The following is an 18,900-nucleotide window of genomic DNA, read 5'->3' on the forward strand; positions in this document are numbered from 1 at the left end:
GGAGCAAAGGCATCGCCCGGGAGCGGGCTCCTACCGGTGAAGTGCAGGGAAAAGGAGGAAGGGAATGCTCGGCTACTACACGGAACTGGCGCTGCGCAGCCTCAGGCGCAGCCCGATACTCACTGCATTGATGGTGCTGGCGATCGGGTTGGGCATCGGGGCGTCGATGACGATGCTTACGGTGCTCAACGTCATGACGCGCGATCCGCTGCCGGGGCGCAGCGAACATATCTACCGGCCCCGTCTCAATCCGTTGCCGCTGGATTATCAGTACAAACCTGGTACGGTCGGCGGCCCCACCACGGCGCTGACCTGGCCGGATGCGAAGGCGCTGCTGGATGCGCGAAAAGGCGTACATCAGGCTGCCATGGCGCGCGGGTACCTGACTGCGCGATCCGATCATTCGGGCACCGCTCCCAAGACGGTGGCCGGTAGCTTCACCACGCATGATTTCTTCGCCATGTTCGGCGTGCCGTTCGTGGCCGGTCATGGTTGGTCCGCGCAGGACGATACCGGTGCGTCACAGGTAGTGGTGGTGACCAGGAAGCTGGCCGAACGATTGTTTGGAACCGCATCGGCCCTGGGCAGAACGGCCCATCTGGGAAAACATGATTTCCAGGTGGTCGGCGTGGTCGAAGACTGGCATCCGCAGCCTTTGTTCTACGCCATCATCGGCACCAACTTCGACGATGGCGACCAGTTCTTTCTACCCTTGTCCACATCCCTGGCTCTGCACCTGGACCACAACTGGGACAACGGCTGGGGCAAGGATGATTCACCGACCAGCCCGACGGTGAGCTGGCTGTCGTTTTGGGTGGAACTCGATAGTCCTGCGCAGGTGAGTGCGTATCGGCAGTTTCTGGTCGACTACTCGGCACAGCAGAAGGAGCTTGGACGCTACGAGCGCCCGGCGAGCGAGGCCAAACTGTATGGCCTGATGGATTGGTTGCGTCACGAGGGCCTGGTGCCGAACGACGTGATGCTGCAGACCTGGCTGGCGCTGGGTTTCCTTTTCGTCTGTCTGGTCAACATCGTCGCCCTGCTGCTGGCCAAGTTCCTGCGCAAGGGCGGCGAGATCAGCGTGCGCCGTGCGCTGGGTGCGCGGCGCCGCGATGTCTTCCATCAGCTGGGAGTGGAGTCGGCGCTGATCGGCCTGGCCGGCGGCGTGCTCGGCATCGGTCTGGCTGAGCTGGGTCTCTGGACAGTGCGTCAGCGGCCCAACGACTACGCCCATCTGGCGCGGATGAATGGTGCCATGTTGGTTGACACCGTCGTGCTGGCCATCGTCGTCAGCCTGCTGGCCGGCCTGTTGCCGGCGTGGCGGGCCTGCCGCATTTCGCCGGCCTTGCGACTGAAGGCGCTATAGGAGATGGCGATGCAACTGAAACCGATACTGGCCTCGCTCAGGCACCATAAGTTGACCGCGCTGCTGCTGGCGCTGCAGGTGGCCTTCAGCTGCGCCATCATCACCAACGCCGTGTTCCTGATCGTTCAGCGGGTACAGCGAGTGACCACGCCGAGCGGGCTGGACGAGCGCGCCTTGTCGCTGGTGACAGTCAGCGACCTCGATGCCGGAGCCAATCCACTGGCCCTGCACAAGGCCGACCTCGCGGCACTGCGCAAGTTACCGGGGGTCGAGTCGGCGGCGCTGATCAGCAATGTGCCCTTTTCGAATAGCGAGCACGGCTCGGGTGGTTGCACCTCGCTGGCCGCTGTACATGCCGCCATGAAGGCACGTTCCTTGAAAGTGCCGGGTTGTGCGCGGGCGGATGTCTACTCAGGTACTCCAGGCACGCTCGATACGCTGGGTCTGAAGCTGGTGGCAGGGCGGATGTTTGATGCCGACGAGTATGTGCCCGGCAAACCTCCCGGTCAGTCGGTTGCTGTATCGGCGATGATCGTCACGCAGGCATTTGCGCGACAGCTGTACCCCGACCATCCGGATCACATCGTCGGTCGCGACGTGTATTTCGACCATGGACTGATGAAGGGCCAGCCGACCCGCATCGTGGGTGTGGTCGCGCATCTGCATCAGGCCAACGTGTCGGGTGATGGCAACGACGATCAATCGGCACTGCTGCCGGTGGAACCGAATGAAGCTCGCGCCCTGTTCGCCTTGCGCAGCGACCCTTCACAACGGGGCAGGGTGATGAAGGCGGCCGTGGCCGAGCTCAACAAGAGCAACCCGGGTCGGCAGCTTTCCGCCGACGACGCGCAAACCTATGCACACATGCGTGCCAGCTACTTTCAAGGCGACACCACCATGATCGGCTTGTTGCTGGCATCGGCGCTGGGCCTCCTTTTTGTCACGGCGCTGGGTATCGCCGGACTGGCCAGCTTCTGGGTCCAGCAGCGCACGCGCACCATCGGCATCCGCCGTGCCATCGGCGCCACGCGCGGCGACATCCTGCGCTACTTCCAGACTGAGAATCTGCTCATCGTGGGCGTGGGCATCGCGGTGGGTCTGGTGCTTGCCGTGGTGCTCAACCTGTTGCTGATGCAGCGCTACGAGCTGCCTCGACTGCCCTTGTGGTACCTGCCGCTGGGGGCGTTCGCGCTGTGGGCGCTGGGTCAACTGGCAGTACTCGCCCCGGCGCTGCGCGCCTCACGCGTGCCGCCGGTGGTGGCGACACGCAGCGTGTGAGCAACGGGGCATCCGGCAACGCTGCGGTTCGGGCAGAATCGGGGTTCTTGCCAGGGAGAGTGTCACGATGAAGAAGCTGCCTTTGATGATGGCGCTGGGCCTGTCGGCCGCGGCCGCCATGGCCCCGCTCGCGGTAGTGGCTGCCGCGCAATCGGACGTGGCCACGCGCGTGGCGGCGCAGAACGCGCTGCTGGATGAGCAGTGGCAGCACACGCTGAAGAATTCGCCGGAGTTCGCCACCATCCTGGGCGATCTGCGCTACAACGACCGCTGGAGCGACATGTCGCTGGCGCACGCCAAGGCCGAGTACAAGTGGGCGGGGGACTTCCTGCGCCGCTTCCAGGCGATCGACACGGCCGGCTTTTCCGACAGCGATAAGCTCAACCACGAGCTGATGGTCCGCCAGCTTTCCGACGCCCGCCAGGCGCATGAGCTGAAGCTGGACGAGATGCCGATCGACCAGATGAGCGGCATTCACCTGCAGCTGGCCGGCTTTGTCAGCTCCATTCCGTTCGACAACACCAAGCAGTATGAGGATTACCTGGCGCGTCTGAAGGCGGTGCCGGTGGGTTTCGATCAGGTGATCGGCGTGGCCAGGCAGGGCCTGCGCGACGGCATGATGCCGCCGAAGTATCTGCTGGAGGCGGTGGTCAAGCAGATCGATGCGATCGGCACGCCGGCCGGCATGCACAGCGTGTTCGCCGAGCCGTTGAAGCATTTTCCGGCGTCGGTGCCGGTGGCCGATCAGGCGCGGCTGAAGCAGGCGATCCTGGCTGCGATCGACCATGACGTGCGCCCGGCCTACGGCAAGCTCAAGAACTTCGTCGCCACCGACTACGCACCGCACGGCCGCGCTCAGCCCGGCGTATGGGATCTGCCCAACGGCGAGGCGATCTATCGCTTCGACGTGAAGCAGATGACCACCACCGACAAGACCCCTGCCGAGATCCACCAGCTCGGTCTGAACGAGGTGGCGCGCATCGAAGGCGAGATGACCAAGATCGCCAAGGCGCAGGGCTTCAAGGATCTGGCCAGCTTCCGCGCCTCGCTGAAGAGCAATCCGAAGACCCACGCCACCTCGCGCGAGGACATCCTCAACCGCTACCGCGGATTCCTGGCACAGATGCAGCCCGAGCTGCCCAAGCTGTTCGGCCTGCTGCCCAAGACCGAGGTGGTGGTGAAGCCGGTAGAGGCGTTCCGCGAGAAGGAAGCGGCCGCCGCCGAATATCACCAGGGCACGCCGGATGGTTCGCGGCCGGGGCAGATCTTCGTCAACACCGGCGACTTCGCCAACCGCAGCGTGCTGACCATCGAGTCGACCGCGTACCACGAGGGCATTCCCGGCCATCACATGCAGATTTCGATCGCGCAGACGCTGCCCAAGCTGCCGCCGTTCCGCCAGCAGGGCGGCTACACCGCCTACGTGGAAGGCTGGGCGCTGTACGCCGAGCAGCTGGGCAAGGACATCGGCTTCTACAAGGACCCGCTGTCCGATTACGGCCGCCTCAGCGACGAGCTGCTGCGCGCCGACCGCCTGGTGCTGGATACCGGCGTGCACTACAAGCACTGGACGCGCCAGCAGATGGTCGACTTCTTCCACGCCCACTCCAGCGAGGACGAGCCGGACGTGCAGGCCGAGACCGACCGCTACATCACCTGGCCGGGTCAGGCGCTGGCCTACAAGATGGGCGAGCTGAAGATCCTGGCGCTGCGTACCAAGGCGAAGCAGGAACTGGGCGACAAGTTCGACATCCGCGCCTTCCACGACGCCGTGCTCGACGGCGGCGCGCTGCCACTGGACGTGTTGGAGACGCGCATCGACGCGTGGATCGAAGCGCAGAAGGGCAAGGCGTGAGGTTTGGCTGCAAGTCCTCTTCGCCGGCGCTGTCGTGGGAGAAGGAATGGAGCGTGGGGCTTGCAGATTTAGCCCTCTCCCCTGGCTCTGCCGGGGGAGAGGGTTGGGTGAGGGGGCTTTTGATGTTTTCGCAGGTGCACGTGCAGAGCGAGAAGCAAGAGCATCCCCCTCACCCCAGCCCTCTCCCCCAACGTGGTTGGGGGAGAGGGCGCAAATGCAGTGAGCCCTCTCCTCTGGCTCTACCCGAGGAGAGGCCCGAGCGTGAGGCTCGCGGGTTTAGCCCTCTCCCTGGCTGTGCCGGGGGAGAGGGTTGGGTGAGGGGGAAGCTTTTGATTTTTCGGAAAGGCATGCGCGAAGCGGGAAACAAGAGCAGCCCCCTTACCTCGACCCTCTCCCCCGACGTTGTTGGGGGAGAGGGGGCAAGCGTGGTTAACCGTCCAACCTGCATGGCCGATGCAGGTGCCTGACGCAACCTTTTCGCATGGAGCGGCATCCATGCCCGCATGTGTAGACGAAAAATGCGCACCGTACTGATCATCGACGACAACCCTTCCGTGGGCGAGGCGCTCTCGTTGGCGCTGTCGCTGCACGAGATCCGCCCGCTGGTGGCGCTCACTCCCGACGAGGGGCTGGCGATGCTGGCGCGCGAGCAGGTGGACGTGGTGATCCAGGACATGAACTTCACCGCCGACACCACCTCCGGCGAGGAGGGCGTGGCGCTGTTCCGGGCGATCCGCGAGCAGCATCCAGATTTGCCGGTGATCCTGCTCACCGCATGGACGCATCTGGAAACCGCGGTGGAGCTGGTGAAGGCGGGCGCGGCCGATTACCTGGCCAAGCCGTGGGACGACGCCAAGCTGCTGGCCACCGTGGAGAACCTGCTGGAGCTGTCCGAATCCACCCGCGAGGTGACGCGCTCACGCAACGAGCGCCGCCGCCGCCGGGAAAACCTGCGCAGCCGCTACGAGCTCGATGGCCTGGTGTTTGCCTCCGACGCCATGGCGCAGACGCTGGAGTTGGCTTGCCAGATCGCCCGCTCCGAGGTGCCGGTGCTGATCACCGGCCCGAACGGCGCGGGAAAGGAGCGCATCGCCGCGATCATCCACGCGAACTCGGCGGTGAAGCGCGGGCCGTTCGTGGCGGTGAACTGCGGTGCGCTGCCGGGTGAGCTGATCGAGGCCGAGCTGTTCGGCGCCGAGGCCGGCGCGTACACCGGCGCGAACAAGGCACGCGAGGGCCGCTTCGAGCTGGCCGACGGCGGCACGCTGTTCCTCGACGAGATCGGCAACCTGCCGCTGCCCGGCCAGATGAAGCTGCTGCGCGTGCTGGAAACTGGCCAGTTCGAGCGGCTGGGCTCCGGCCGCACGCGGCACGCCAAGGTGCGCGTGCTCAGCGCCACCAACGCCGACCTCAAGGCGATGATCAAGGCCGGCACGTTCCGCGAGGATCTCTACTACCGCCTCAACGTGATCGACGTGAACCTGCCGCCGCTGGCCGAGCGCGCCGACGACATCCTGCCGCTGGCCGAGTATTTCCTCGACGGTCGGGCCGAGCTGGGCGACGCGGCGCGCGAGGCGCTGCAGTCCTACCCGTGGCCGGGCAACGTGCGCGAGCTGAAGAATGCGATCGAGCGGGCAGCGCTGCTGTCGGGCGGACGCCCGATCACCCCCGAACTGCTCAACCTGCCGGCGGTGGCGCCCAGCGCGGTGCGCAACCTGGACGAGCCCAGCCGCGAGTCGGTGGAGGCGGCACTGGCGCGGGCCGATGGCGTGGTCAGCCGGGCTGCCCAGGCGCTGGGCCTGTCGCGCCAGGCGCTGTATCGGCGGATCGAGCGCTACGGCCTGGCGGTGAACGGCTGACCAACTTCACGCCGGTGCATTCCGGCAGTGGTCGCCGCGGCGCCCGATGGCGTAAAAAGGGCGCCTGCGCCATGCGCCCTTGCGGCGCCCACCCCCAGGAGTCGTGTCATGTCCAAGCGCCTGTTGTTGGTTCCCTTGCTCGTTATCGCCGCGGCCGGCGCCGACGTATCGGCCCAGACCGCGGCCGCGGCCAGCGACAGCTGGAGCCGTCCCGCGTCGGCCAGCTCGACCGCACCGTCGTACGGCAACGGTTCGGGGCTGCGCGATGACTCCGGCCGCAGCGGTAGCCACTTCAAGTTCAAGGAACAGCGCGACGCGCGACCGCAGCGCAACGCCGCGCTGGAAGCCACTGGCAAGGCCGGGGTGATGGGCGGTAACGAGATCGGCCGCGACGGTCGTCCCACCGTGAGCTGCGCGCAGACGCCGATGGATCCCGCATGCCGCTGACCACCCCGGGCAGCGTGCGCGGATGAGCCGCCGCCTGCACTCGCTCGAAGGCCGGCTGAGTCTGCTGCTGTTGCTGGCCGGCCTGGTCGGCGTGCTGGTCTACGCCGGCGTCACCGAGTGGCCGCTGCCGCAGGCGCTGGCGTGGCTGCACACCGACCTGAAGGTAGGCGCCGAGCCGCCGGTGCGGATGGGCTTCGTGGTCGGCCTGGTCATCTCCATGGCCGTGCTGGTGCCGATCGCGCTGTGGATGGCGGCCGTGGTGATGTCGCCGGTGAGCCGCCTGCTGCGCGCGCTGGAAGGTTCGGTGGCGAGCTATCGCGACGGCGATTTCAGCATTTCGCTGGCGGTGGATCGCCGCGACGAGCTGGGCGAGCTGATTTCCATGCACAACGCGCTGGGGCAGACCCTGCGCGATCAGCGCCAGCACCTGGTGCAGCGCGAGCTGCTGCTGGACACGGTGGTGCAGAACACCCCGGTGGCGCTGGTGCTCACCGATGCCGGCGGTCGCGTCGCCTACGCCAACATCGCCGCGCGGCACCTGTTCAACGAGGGGCGCAGCCTGCACGGTCTGGTGTTCGCCGACGTGCTGGCCGACGCGCCGAAGGTGATGCGCGAGGCGGTCGAGCATGGCGAGGACGCGCTGCTCACGGTAGAGATGGACAACAGCGAGGAGACCTTCCACATCTCCCAGCGCGCGTTCCGCCTGCAGGGCCGGCCGCACCGGCTGCAGCTGTTCCGGCGCATGACGCGCGAGCTGTCGCGGCAGGAAGTGGCGAGCTGGAAGCGGGTGATCCGGGTGATCAGCCACGAGCTCAACAACTCGCTGGCGCCGATCTCCTCGCTGGCGCATTCGGGCGCCGAGCTGGCCCGTCGCGGCGAGACCGAGCGCCTGCCCGGCGTGTTTGCCACCATCGGCGAGCGCGCGCGCCACCTGCACGGCTTCATCGCCGGCTACGCCAGCTTTGCCAAGCTGCCGGCGCCGCGCAAGGCGGCCATCGCCTGGGCGCCGTTCCTGGAAGGGCTGGCGCTGCACTGCCGCTTCCGCCTGGTCGGAGCGGCGCCGGAGCAGCCGGGCTGGTTCGATGCCGCCCAGGTGGAGCAGGTGCTGATCAACCTGATCAAGAACGCGCACGAGGCAGGCGGCCCGGAAGAAGAGGTGACGCTGGCGCTGCAGGTGCTCGGCCGTGACCTGCGCATCGAGGTGGCCGACCGCGGCCCCGGCATGAGCGAGACGGTGCTGGCGCAGGCGCTGCTGCCGTTCTACTCCACCAAGCGAGCCGGCACCGGGCTGGGCCTGGCGCTGGCCCGCGAGATCGCCGAGGCGCACGGTGGGCGCATCAGCCTGGTCAATCGCGAAGGCGGTGGACTGCAGGTGAGCATGATGCTGCCGCTGGCGACGCCGCGGGAGGTTTGACCGCCACGGCGCTCGCCTATACTCCGGTCTTCATCGGAAGAGGGGGTAGTCATGGGGCAGATTCTCGCGCTGGTCATCGTCATCGTGGTGGTGATCGGCATCGCCAAGCTCGTCCGCATCGTGCCGCAGGGCTACGAGTGGACGGTGGAAACCTTCGGCAAGTACACGCGCACGCTCACGCCGGGGCTGCACTTCCTCATTCCCATCTACCAGGCCGTGGGCCGCAAGATGAACATGATGGAGCAGGTGCTCGACGTGCCCAGCCAGGACGTGATCACCAAGGACAACGCGGTAGTGCGCGTCGATGGCGTGGTGTTCTACCAGGTGCTGGACGCGTCCAAGGCGGCCTATGAGGTGTCGAACCTGGAGCAGGCCTCGCTGGCGCTGGTGATGACCAACATACGCACCGTGCTCGGCTCGCTCGACCTGGACGAGAGCCTGAGCCAGCGCGACGCGATCAACGCCAAGCTGCTGCGCGTGGTGGACGAGGCGACCCACCCGTGGGGCGTCAAGGTCAACCGCATCGAGATCAAGGACATCGCGCCGCCGCGCGACCTGATCGACGCGATGGCGCGGCAGATGAAGGCCGAACGCGAGAAGCGCGCCAACATCCTCGACGCCGAAGGCTTCCGCCAGGCGGCGATCCTCAAGGCCGAGGGCGAGAAGCAGTCGGTGATCCTGGCCGCCGAGGGCGAGAAGGAAGCCGCGTTCCGCGCCGCCGAGGCACGCGAGCGCTCGGCCGAGGCCGAGGCCAAGGCGACCCAGATGGTGTCCGACTCGATCGCCAACGGCAACGTCAACGCGCTCAACTACTTCGTCGCCAACAACTACGTCGAGGCGTTGAAGGAAATGGCCAAGTCGCCCAACCAGAAGATGCTGCTGCTGCCGATCGAAGCCACCGGCATCCTTGGGTCGCTGGCCGGCATCGCCGAGCTGGCGAAGGATTCGCTTGGCCAGCAAGCCAAGGCCGGCGTGATCCAGCCGCCGCCGCGCTGAGCCATCGGGAGACAGGCCATGTGGGATCTTTCGGCGCATTACCTGTGGTGGATTCTCGCCCTGCTGCTGATCGCAGGCGAGGTGCTGCTGCCGGGCTACTTCATGTTGTGGATCGGCCTGGCTGCCGCGGCCATGGGCATCTTGCTGTGGCTGGTGCCCGGCATGGGCCTGCTGCTGCAGGCGGTACTGTTCGCCGCGCTGGCACTGGCGGCCTGTGTGCTCTATGCGCGTACGCTGCGCCCGCGCATCGAGCGCAGCACGCCCGGCAGCGAGCGGCTCAACCGCCGCGCGGCGCAGATGATCGGCCAGCGCTACGTGCTCACCGAGGCCATCGTCAACGGTCGCGGCAAGGCCCGCGTGGGTGACGGCGAATGGCTGGTGGCCGGGCCGGAACTGCCGCTGGGCGCCACGGTGGAAGTGGTGGCGGTGGACGGCACCACGCTGCAGGTGCGCGCGGCCGCATGAGTGCCGCCGCGCCGGTGGTTGTGTCCGCGGACTTTTCCACCGCCGCGCTCAAGACGCGCATTGGCTTCCTGGTGGAGCTGGCGCGGCGCCTGCACCAGTACGGCACTTCGGCACCGCGGCTGGAGATCGCCGTGGCCGGGGCGGCGCAACAGATGGGGCTGGCCGCCGACGTGTGGTCCAGCCCCACCGCCATCATCATTTCCTTCTCCGACCTGGCGCAGGGCGACGAGGGCCTGGCGCAGGTGACGCAGGTGATGCGGCTGCCGCCTGGCGACGTGAACCTGGCGCGCCTGTGCGAGGCCGACGCGATCGCCGACCGCGTGATCGCCGGCGAGATCGAGCTGCGCGAGGGTTTCCGTCTGCTGCGCCTGCTCGGGCTGCCGGACACGCGACGGGCCCAAGCCAGTGTGATCGGCAGCTACGGCCTGTCCGCCGCCTGCGTGGTGGGCCTGCTGCTGCACAGCTCCTGGGCGGACCTGCTGGTGTCGGGGCTGATCGGCCTGGTGATCGGCGCCATCACCATCCGCTCGGCGGCGCGCCCGCGCCTGGCAGCCGCCAGCGATGCGATCTGCGCCCTGGTGGCGACCACCATCGCCATCGTGATCAGCGCCTTCGTGGTGCCGCTGGCGGTGAAGTCGGTGGTGCTGGCCGGCCTGATCGTACTGATGCCCGGCATGTCGCTCACCACCGCGGTGCGCGAGATTTCCAGCCAGCATCTGGTGTCCGGCGTGGCGCGGGTCGGTGGCGCGGTGTCCACCCTGCTCAAGCTCACCTTCGGCACCGTGGCGGCGACCCAGCTGTGCGCGGCGCTGGGCATCGATCCGGGCACATATGCGCTGCCGCCCTTGCCCGGCTGGGTGGATTATCCGTCGCTGCTGCTTGGCGCACTGGGATTTTCCATTCTGTTTCGCGCCGCGCGCCGCGATTGGCCGGTGGTCATGGGCGCGGTGATCGTGGGTTATCTGGCCACGCGCTGGGGCGGACTGATTTCCGGCGCCATTCCGGGCGCGCCGTTCGGCGTTTTTCTGGGCGGTTTCCTGCTCGGCGCCATGGCAAATCTTTATGCGCGGATCATGCGTCGCCCGGGTGCGGTGATCCGCGAACCGGGGATTATCCTGCTGGTGCCCGGCAGCGTGGGTTTTCGCAGCGTCTCGTATCTGTTCGAGCGCGATACCGTGCTGGGTATGGATAGCGGCATCCTGCTCATTACCCTGCTTATCTCGCTGGTGGCCGGACTGCTGTTCGGCGACCTGCTGGTATCGCCGCGCCGATCGCTCTGAATGCAAAACGCCGGCGCGAGGCCGGCGTTTTGCATGGCGCGATGTTCAGCGGGCAGCGATCAGATCGCCAGATCCTTTTCCTTCTTGCCGGCCTTCAGCGCGTCGTTGAACCAGCGCGGACGCTTGCCGCGGCCGGACCAGGTCTGCTCCGGGTTGGCCGGATTGCGATACTTCGGGGCCACCGTGGTCTTGGCGCGACGCGCCTTGCCTCCGCGGGTGCCGCCGAAGATGTCGTCGAACGAATAGCCTTCGGCCTTGATCAGCGCGTGGACCTTCTCGCGCAGCTTGGCGACTTTTTCCTTGCGCAGCTCGTCCTGCCGGACCTGTGCCTTGGCGATCAGGTCATTGAGCTGATTGTGATTGAGGTTCTTGATATCAACGGCCATGGTAACTCCGCGTTGGTTTTTTCTAATGACTGGTGTTTAAGTCGCCATTGCGGCGAGTGCGCCATCCTGATGCGGGGCAGATTCTGGCGTAACGCCAGGGTTTTTGCAAAATAACCGCGTGGATGTGATGGATGTGTCACATCCATTACTCAGCTGCCATGTCCGCTAATAGGCCTGCCGATTAGTTTGACGCGGCTGCGTCGGCGGCGAGTGAGTGCGTGGGGACTGCCTGTGCGTGCGTTTGGCGGGAGCACGCTCGGCGGTTGATCGAGAGCGCATGCGCGGGGCGCGGTACCACGCGCGCGGCAGTGGCTGTCCGGTGAAATCGACGATTAATGCCGCGGTAATCGCAGGCCAATGGATCGGACGGGCGACACCCATGTCGCCCATGAAAAAGCCGCCCGAAGGCGGCTTGATCCATTGCGCTTTCGCACGCGGCTCAGCCGAGCAGGGCGAACAGCTCGTCGGTGGTCAGCTGGCGGGCCTCGGCCTCGTCGCGGGCGCGGTATTCCAGCGTGCCGGCCGTGACGCCGCGCTCGCTCACCACCACCCGATGCGGAATGCCGATCAGTTCCATGTCGGCAAACATCGCGCCCGGGCGCAGGCCGCGATCGTCGAACACCACCTCGATGCCGCGTTCGGCCAGCTGGGTGTACAGCGCTTCGGCGGCGGCGGTGACCTCGGGCAGGCCCTTGGGATTGATCATGCACACGGCGATGCGCCAGGGCGCCATGGCTTCGGGCCAGCGGATGCCGGCGTCGTCGTGGCGCTGCTCGATGGCGGCGGCGACGATCCGACTGACGCCGATGCCGTAGCAGCCCATCAGCATCACCTGCGCCTTGCCCTGGTCGTCCAGCACGGTGGCCTGGAGTGCCTCGGCGTACTTGGAGCCGAGCTGGAACACGTGACCCACCTCAATGCCGCGGGCGATCTGCAGCATGCCCAGGCCGTCCGGCGACGGATCGCCGGCCACCACCTGGCGGATGTCCTCCACCCGGGTGACGCGCGCGTCGCGGTCCCAGCTGGCGCCGGTGTAATGGGTGCCGTCCTGGTTGCCGCCGCAGACGAAGTCCGCCAGTACGGCGGCGCTGCGGTCGACGATCACCGGGATGTGCTCGGGCAGGCCAACCGGGCCGATCGATCCGGGGCGGGCACCGATCGCCGCGACGATCTCTTCCTCGCTGGCCAGCACCGACTCGCCCGGCAGTTCGGCCAGCTTGCCGGCCTTCACTTCGTTGATCTCGTGGTCGCCGCGCAGGCACAGCGCGACCAGCCCGTCGCGACCCTTCACCAGCAACGTCTTCACGCACTGCTGCGGCGACACCTTGAGGAAGGCCGACACCTCTTCGATGGTCTTCTGCCGGGGCGTGTCCACCCGGGTCAGCGTGGCTGCGGGCGCCGGGCGGGCGACCGCCGGGGCCAGCGCCTCGGCCTTCTCCACATTGGCGGCGTAGTCCGAGCCATCGGAGAAGGCGATCACGTCCTCGCCGGATTCGGCGATCACCTGGAACTCGTGACTGGCATTGCCGCCGATCGCGCCGGTGTCCGCCTGCACGGCGCGGAAGGTCAGGCCCAGCCGGGTGAAGATGCGGCCGTAGGCGTCGTACATTGCCTGGTAGGTCTGCGCCAGCGACTCCTGGCCCAAGTGGAAGGAGTAGGCGTCCTTCATCAGGAACTCGCGCGCGCGCATCACGCCGAAGCGCGGGCGGATCTCGTCACGGAACTTGGTCTGGATCTGGTAGAAGTTGACCGGCAGCTGCTTGTAGCTCTTCAGCTCCTGTCGGGCGAAGTCGGTGATCACTTCCTCCGCGGTGGGGGCGTAGCAGAACTCCTGCGCCTTGCGGTCGGCGATCTTCAAAAGCTGGCCGCCGAACTTCTCCCAGCGGCCGGTTTCCTCCCACAGCTCGCGCGGCTGGACGGTGGGCATCAGCATTTCGATGGCGCCGGCGCGGTCCATCTCCTCGCGCACCACTTTCTCCACCTTGCGCAGAACGCGCAGGCCCAGCGGGCTCCAGGTGTACAGGCCGGCGGCGAGCTTGCGGATCATGCCGGCGCGCAGCATCAGCTTGTGGCTGACCAGCTCGGCTTCGGCGGGAACTTCCTTGACGGTGGCCAGGTGGAATCGGCTGAGGCGCATGCAGTGGGGATCCGGCAGTCGGGGTAAAGGCGTCGATTATGCCAGCCGCTGCCGGGTTCCGGTGGGCGCGCCGCGGCGTTACTGGCCCTGGCAATACTGGGTGTACTGGGCTTGCGCCGCATCCAGCTGCTGCTTGCGCTCGGCGTCGTTGAGCGCCTTGGGCTGGCCGGCCTGTTCCATCACCACCGGGCCGCTGCCCTTGAGCGTGTCGAGATTACTTTTGAGCGAGGCGCAGAGCTTGCTACGGTTTGCCGGCGTGTCTTCCATCGGCTTGGCCGGCTCGTTGTTCGCCGCGGCCTCGGAGCCCGGTTCGGCGGCCGGTGCAGGCGGGGCGGCGATCGGTTCCACGCTGCCGCTGAGGGTAACCCGGCTGTACTTGGTGCCGGCCGGCGGCGCCGATTCGGAGTAGTGCACGGTGCCCGACGCATCGGTCCACTTGTAGGCCTGGGCACCGGCGCTGCCGGCAGCCAGCAGCAGAAGGGCAAACAGCGCGGGACGAAGCATGGCAAGTTCTCCGAAAGGGGCATGGCTCAGGCGCTCTTGGTAGCACCGGCGCGGGCCGGACTCAAGCGCCGGTGTTCTACAATGCGCGCCAGCTTTCACTGGATGGCTTCATGAGCGACGACACGCCCGTCCGACGACCGCGCCACCGCGGCATCTACCTGCTGCCGAACCTGTTCACGACCGCGGCGATGTTCTCGGGCTTCTACGCCATCGTGGCGAGCATCGGCGGGCGCTATGCCGAGGCGGCAATCGCCGTGTTCGTGGCCGCGCTGCTGGACGGCCTGGACGGCCGCGTGGCCCGCCTCACCGGCACCCAGAGCGAGTTCGGCGTGCAGTACGACTCGCTGTCGGACCTGGTCAGCTTCGGGCTGGCGCCGGCGCTGGTGCTCTACACCTGGTCGCTGTCCTCGCTGCGCGAGTACGGCGCGATGTGGGGCAAGGTGGGTTGGGCCGCGGCCTTCATCTACGCCGCCTGCGGCGCGCTGCGGCTGGCGCGCTTCAACACCCAGGTGGCGGTGATCGACAAGCGCTATTTCCAGGGCCTGGCCAGCCCGGCGGCGGCGGCCGTGTGCATGTCTTTCGTGTGGACCATGGAAAAGACCGGCATCCCCGGCAGCACGCTGTGCTTCGTCACGCCGGTGCTGGCGGTGGTGGTGGGCCTGCTGATGGTGAGCAACTTCCGCTATTTCAGCTTCAAGTCGCTGCCGATGGGGCAGGGTGAGCGCGTGCCGTTCGTGTGGATGGTGATGCTGGTGCTGATCCTGGTGCTGCTGGCGATCGATCCGCCGCGGCTGCTGCTGGCGGTGTTCTCGCTGTACCTGCTGTCGGGGCCGGCGCTCACCGTGTGGGGCCGTGCCACGCACCGGCGCGCCCGGCGGAACGCAGGGTGATGGCGGCCGTGGCGCTCGATACCCGCCGTCGTGCCGCGCTGCAGGCCATGGGCATCATGCCGTGGGTGCTGCGCCAGCGTGCCGAGGTGGAATTGGCGCCGCCTGCTGTCGATGAGGGCGTGGCGGTCGCCGCGCGCGAATCCCAGCCCCGCGGACGCTGCGTGGTGCTGCTGCCGGCCGCGGCCGAGGCGCGCGCGCTGGATCTGCTCGGCCGCGCGCTGACCGCCTGTGGCGTGGAGATCGCCCGCGCCGGTCGTATTCGCGTGACCGACGGGCAGCTTTCCGAGACGGTGCCGCACGCCGCGGTGTATCTGGTTTTTGGTCAGGCCCAGGCGCACGCGCTGGGGCGTGAACTGCCGGCAGCGGTGATGAGCGAGGCGCACATCGCGCTGGTCGACGAGCCCGCTGCGCTGCTTTCCGGGGCGGACGGCAAGCGACGCCTGTGGGCGGCGTTGCGGCAGGCGCGCCGCGTTCTCGGCGCCCGAGGCGGCTAGCCATGGTCGCCGTAAGCCGGCCCGACAGCGAGATCCGCGCCATGCGCGTGCAGGATCTCGATGCGGTCGCGGCGATGGAGACCGACTCGTACGAGTTTCCCTGGAGCCGCGGCATCTTCGCCGACTGCCTGCGCGCCGGACATCCGTGCTGGGTGCTGTGGGTGCGCGGGGAAATTGCCGGTTACGGCATCCTGTCGATCGCCGCGGGCGAGGCGCACATCCTCAACATCTGCATCGGCCAGGACTGGCGTGGCCTGGGCCTGGGCCGTCGGTTGCTGATGCGCCTGCTCGATGTGATCCGCTGGAGCGGCGCCGAGCGCGTGTTTCTCGAGGTGCGCCCGTCCAACCCGGTGGCGCAGAAGCTCTATGCCTCGATCGGCTTCACCGAGATCGGCCGGCGCCCGCGCTACTACCCCGCGCGCGACGGGCGCGAAGACGCGATCGTGATGGAACTGGTGCTGCGCGAACCCGACCAGCCCTGACGCTTTCTGTAGGAGCCCGCTCGCGGGCGACGCTTTTGGCTTTGATGTGCATCAGGAGCAACAGCATCGCCCGCGAGCGGGCTCCTACAGTGAAGGGCGCGATCAGCCGAGCTTGGCCTGCTGCTCGCGCAGGGCGGTGAGCGTGGTGTTCCAGTCGACGATGCGCTGGCGCTCCTGCGCCACCACCTCGGCCGGTGCATTGGCGACGAAGTTGGCGTTGCCGAGCTTGCCTTCGCACTTCTTGATCTCGCCCTCGATGCGGGCGATTTCCTTGGCCAGGCGCGCCTTCTCGGCGGTGAGGTCGATCAGGCCGGCGAGCGGAATCAGCACGCGCAGCGAGCCCACCACGGCGGCCGCCGCGGCCGGCTCGTCGGCGCCCGGCGCGATCCACTGCGGGGTGTCGACGCGGGCGAGGAAGGCGATCTGCGCAGCGAACTTGGCCGCGCGGGCGCGATCGGTGGCGTCGCCGTCGGCCAGCAGCAGCGGGATGGTCTTGCCCGGCGCGATGTTCATTTCCGCGCGGATCTTGCGCACGCCGGAGAGCACGGCCTTGAACCATTCGATCTCGGCGGTGGCGGCCTCGTCGGCGGCGAAATCGGCCGCGCGCGGGTAGGCGCGTTGGATCAGCAGGTTTTCGCTGGCGTCGGCACTGGCACGCGGCGCCGAGTGCAGCGGCAGCTCCCGGGAAATTTCCTCGGTGATGAACGGAATGATTGGATGCAGCGCGCGCAGCACCGTCTCCAGCACCACCAGCAGGGTGTGGCGGGTGGAGGCCGCTGCGTCCGCGTCGTCGCCGTTGAGCGCCGGCTTGGACAGCTCCAGGAACCAGTCGCAGTACTCGTTCCAGACGAACTCGTACAGCGATTGCGCGAGCAGGTCGAAGCGATAGCTGGCGAAGTGCTGCTCTACCTCGGCCAGGGTCTGCTTGAGGCGTGTGAGAATCCAGCGCTCGGCTTCGGTGGCTGGCGCTTTTCCTTCTCCCTCCGGGAGAAGGTGGCGCGAAGCGACGGATGAGGGTTCGGCCGCGCCGGCAGCGGACGCGTTGGACGGACCCTCACCCCAACCCCTCTCCCGGGGGGAGAGGGGCTCGTCGGCAACATTCATCAGCACGAAGCGCGCCGCATTCCACAGCTTGTTGCAGAACGCCTTGTAGCCCTCGGCGCGCTTGATGTCGAAGTTGATCGTGCGGCTGTAGCTGGCCAGCGCGGCGAAGGTGAAGCGCAGCGCATCGGTGCCGATCGCGGTGATGCCTGCGGGGTAGTCCTTGCGCACGCGTTTCTCGACCTTCTCGCGCTCCTGCGGCAGCAGCAGGCTCTTGGTCGACTTGGCCACCAGCGGCTCCAGCGCGATGCCGTCGATCAGGTCCAGCGGGTCCAGCGTGTTGCCCTTGGACTTGGACATCTTCTGGCCTTCGGCGTCGCGCACGATGGCGTTGATGTACACCTCGCGGAACGGCACCTGGCCGGTGAAGTACTTGGTCGCCATCACCATGCGCGCGACCCAGAAGAAAATGATGTCGAAGCCGGTGACCAGCACCGCGCTGGGCAGGAAAATCTTGTCGTTTTCCCAGTTCGCCACCACCTCGCCGCGCTCGTTCTTCACCGGGCCGTCCATCGGCCAGCCCAGGGTGGAGAACGGCCACAGCGCGGAGGAGAACCAGGTGTCGAGCACGTCCTCGTCCTGGCGCAGCGCGCCCACCGGCGGCTGCACGGCGTTGGCGCGCGCGTCGGCCTCGTCTTCGCCCACGAAGATGTTGCCCTGCTCGTCGTACCAGGCCGGGATGCGGTGGCCCCACCAGAGCTGGCGGCTGATGCACCAGTCCTGGATGTTCTCCAGCCACTGCGTGTAGGTGGTCGACCAGTTCTCCGGCACAAACTTGATATCGCCGCCGCGCACGGCCTGCAGCGCGGGCTCGGTGATCGCCTTGCGCCCGCCCGGGCGGCCGTCGCGCAGCGTGTCGGAGGTGAGGTCGACGAACCACTGGTCGGTGAGCATCGGCTCGATCACCGCGCCCGAGCGCTGGCTCACCGGCACCTTGAGCTTGTGCGGCTTGGTCTCCACCAGCAGCCCGGCGGCTTCGAGGTCGGCGAGGATCGCCTTGCGCGCGTCGTAGCGATCGAGACCCCGGTACTTCTCCGGACCGCGGTCGTTGACCTTCGCGTCCAGCGTAAAGATGGTGATCGGCGCGAGCTGATGGCGCTGGCCGATCGCGTAGTCGTTGAAGTCGTGCGCCGGGGTGATCTTCACGCAGCCGGTGCCGAACTCGCGGTCGACGTAGTCGTCGGCGATCACCGGAATCTCGCGGCCGGTCAGCGGCAGATGCAGCTTCTGGCCGATCAGGTGGGCGTAGCGCTCATCCTGCGGGTGCACCGCCACGGCGACGTCGCCGAGCATGGTCTCCGGGCGCGTGGTGGCGATCACCACCGACTCGGCGCCATCGGTGGTCAGGTAGCGGATCGACCACATCGAGCCGTCGCGCTCGACGTTGTCCACTTCGAGATCGGATACCGCCGTGCCCAGCGCTGGGTCCCAGTTCACCAGGCGGTTGCCGCGATAGATCAGGCCGTCGCGATACCACTGCACGAACACCTTGCGCACGGCGGCGGAGAGGCCCTCGTCCATGGTGAAGCGCTCGCGCGACCAGTCCGCCGCCACGCCGAGCCGGCGCATCTGGTTCGTGATGGTGGAGCCGGATTCCTCCTTCCACTGCCACACGCGCTCGACGAACGGCTCGCGGCCCAGGTCGTGGCGCGTCTTGCCCTCGGCGGCGAGCTGGTTCTCCACGATCTTCTGCGTGGCGATGCCGGCATGGTCGGTGCCCACCTGCCACAGCGTGTTCATGCCGCGCATGCGCTGGTAGCGGATCAGCATGTCCATCACGGTCTGCTGGAACGCATGGCCCATGTGCAGCGTGCCGGTGACGTTCGGCGGCGGCAGCAGGATGCAGTACGGGTCGCCCTGGCCGGAGGGCTTGAACACGCCGCTGGCCTCCCAGCGGGCATACCAGGTGGATTCGATCTGGGCGGGTTCGAAGCTCTTTTCCATGG

The 18,900-nt window shown here is 67.4% G+C and carries 16 protein-coding genes; 12 read left to right on the plus strand and 4 right to left on the minus strand.

Annotated features, from left to right (window positions below; translation table 11 throughout):
- Positions 1–64 precede the first annotated feature (64 nt).
- The 9 genes from ACQVBX_RS00350 to ACQVBX_RS00390 all read left to right on the plus strand — a co-directional run bounded on the left by ACQVBX_RS00350 (position 65) and on the right by ACQVBX_RS00390 (position 10,960).
- Positions 65–1,366, plus strand: a complete 1,302-nt coding sequence (locus tag ACQVBX_RS00350) for an ABC transporter permease (protein ID WP_431635916.1) — start codon at positions 65–67, stop codon at positions 1,364–1,366.
- A gap of 9 nt (positions 1,367–1,375) precedes the next feature.
- The gene (locus ACQVBX_RS00355; protein WP_431635917.1) at positions 1,376–2,644 is read left to right on the plus strand and encodes an ABC transporter permease; all 1,269 of its coding nucleotides are present in this window, start codon (positions 1,376–1,378) and stop codon (positions 2,642–2,644) included.
- Between the two features lie 67 nt (positions 2,645–2,711).
- On the plus strand, positions 2,712–4,499 hold the full coding sequence (locus tag ACQVBX_RS00360; RefSeq protein WP_431635918.1) for a DUF885 domain-containing protein: 1,788 nt from the start codon (positions 2,712–2,714) through the stop codon (positions 4,497–4,499).
- A gap of 518 nt (positions 4,500–5,017) precedes the next feature.
- On the plus strand, positions 5,018–6,358 hold the full coding sequence (locus tag ACQVBX_RS00365) for a sigma-54-dependent transcriptional regulator (RefSeq protein WP_431635919.1): 1,341 nt from the start codon (positions 5,018–5,020) through the stop codon (positions 6,356–6,358).
- A 108-nt stretch (positions 6,359–6,466) separates the two neighbouring features.
- Entirely contained in the window at positions 6,467–6,805 is a 339-nt protein-coding gene (locus ACQVBX_RS00370) for a hypothetical protein (protein ID WP_431635920.1), read from the plus strand.
- Positions 6,806–6,827: 22 nt separating this feature from the next.
- Complete coding sequence (locus ACQVBX_RS00375; RefSeq protein ID WP_431635921.1) at positions 6,828–8,219, plus strand: sensor histidine kinase; 1,392 nt, start codon at positions 6,828–6,830, stop codon at positions 8,217–8,219.
- Between the two features lie 51 nt (positions 8,220–8,270).
- A complete protein-coding gene (locus tag ACQVBX_RS00380; protein WP_431635922.1) occupies positions 8,271–9,215 on the plus strand; it encodes an SPFH domain-containing protein in 945 nt (314 codons plus the stop codon).
- A gap of 18 nt (positions 9,216–9,233) precedes the next feature.
- The gene (locus tag ACQVBX_RS00385; protein WP_431635923.1) at positions 9,234–9,680 is read left to right on the plus strand and encodes an NfeD family protein; all 447 of its coding nucleotides are present in this window, start codon (positions 9,234–9,236) and stop codon (positions 9,678–9,680) included.
- Entirely contained in the window at positions 9,677–10,960 is a 1,284-nt protein-coding gene (locus tag ACQVBX_RS00390) for a threonine/serine ThrE exporter family protein (protein WP_431635924.1), read from the plus strand. The genes ACQVBX_RS00385 and ACQVBX_RS00390 overlap by 4 nt, the downstream gene beginning before the upstream one ends.
- Before the next feature lie 59 nt (positions 10,961–11,019).
- Here ACQVBX_RS00390 and ACQVBX_RS00395 read toward each other — a convergent pair whose 3' ends face one another.
- From ACQVBX_RS00395 to ACQVBX_RS00405, 3 genes are all read right to left on the minus strand, one after another.
- The gene (locus tag ACQVBX_RS00395; protein ID WP_431635925.1) at positions 11,020–11,346 is read right to left on the minus strand and encodes an H-NS family nucleoid-associated regulatory protein; all 327 of its coding nucleotides are present in this window, start codon (positions 11,344–11,346) and stop codon (positions 11,020–11,022) included.
- Between the two features lie 439 nt (positions 11,347–11,785).
- Entirely contained in the window at positions 11,786–13,483 is a 1,698-nt protein-coding gene (locus tag ACQVBX_RS00400) for a proline--tRNA ligase (RefSeq protein ID WP_431635926.1), read from the minus strand.
- Between the two features lie 78 nt (positions 13,484–13,561).
- Positions 13,562–13,987: a DUF4124 domain-containing protein gene (locus tag ACQVBX_RS00405; RefSeq protein WP_431635927.1), complete on the minus strand. Its 426-nt coding sequence runs from the start codon at positions 13,985–13,987 to the stop codon at positions 13,562–13,564.
- A gap of 110 nt (positions 13,988–14,097) precedes the next feature.
- Here ACQVBX_RS00405 and pssA point away from each other — a divergent pair, with 110 nt between their 5' ends.
- From pssA to rimI, 3 genes are read left to right on the plus strand one after another with little or no spacing between them, the layout of a single operon-like run.
- Positions 14,098–14,877: a CDP-diacylglycerol--serine O-phosphatidyltransferase gene (gene pssA, locus ACQVBX_RS00410; protein ID WP_431635928.1), complete on the plus strand. Its 780-nt coding sequence runs from the start codon at positions 14,098–14,100 to the stop codon at positions 14,875–14,877.
- A complete protein-coding gene (locus tag ACQVBX_RS00415; RefSeq protein WP_431635929.1) occupies positions 14,877–15,371 on the plus strand; it encodes a hypothetical protein in 495 nt (164 codons plus the stop codon). The genes pssA and ACQVBX_RS00415 overlap by 1 nt, the downstream gene beginning before the upstream one ends.
- Before the next feature lie 2 nt (positions 15,372–15,373).
- Positions 15,374–15,853, plus strand: a complete 480-nt coding sequence (rimI, locus tag ACQVBX_RS00420; protein ID WP_431635930.1) for a ribosomal protein S18-alanine N-acetyltransferase — start codon at positions 15,374–15,376, stop codon at positions 15,851–15,853.
- 102 nt (positions 15,854–15,955) lie between these two features.
- Here the strand turns inward: rimI and ACQVBX_RS00425 are convergent, their stop codons facing one another.
- Entirely contained in the window at positions 15,956–18,898 is a 2,943-nt protein-coding gene (locus ACQVBX_RS00425; RefSeq protein WP_431635931.1) for a valine--tRNA ligase, read from the minus strand.
- Positions 18,899–18,900: the final 2 nt, after the last annotated feature.

Source organism: Dyella thailandensis (assembly GCF_050749815.1).
Lineage (GTDB): Bacteria > Pseudomonadota > Gammaproteobacteria > Xanthomonadales > Rhodanobacteraceae > Dyella_A.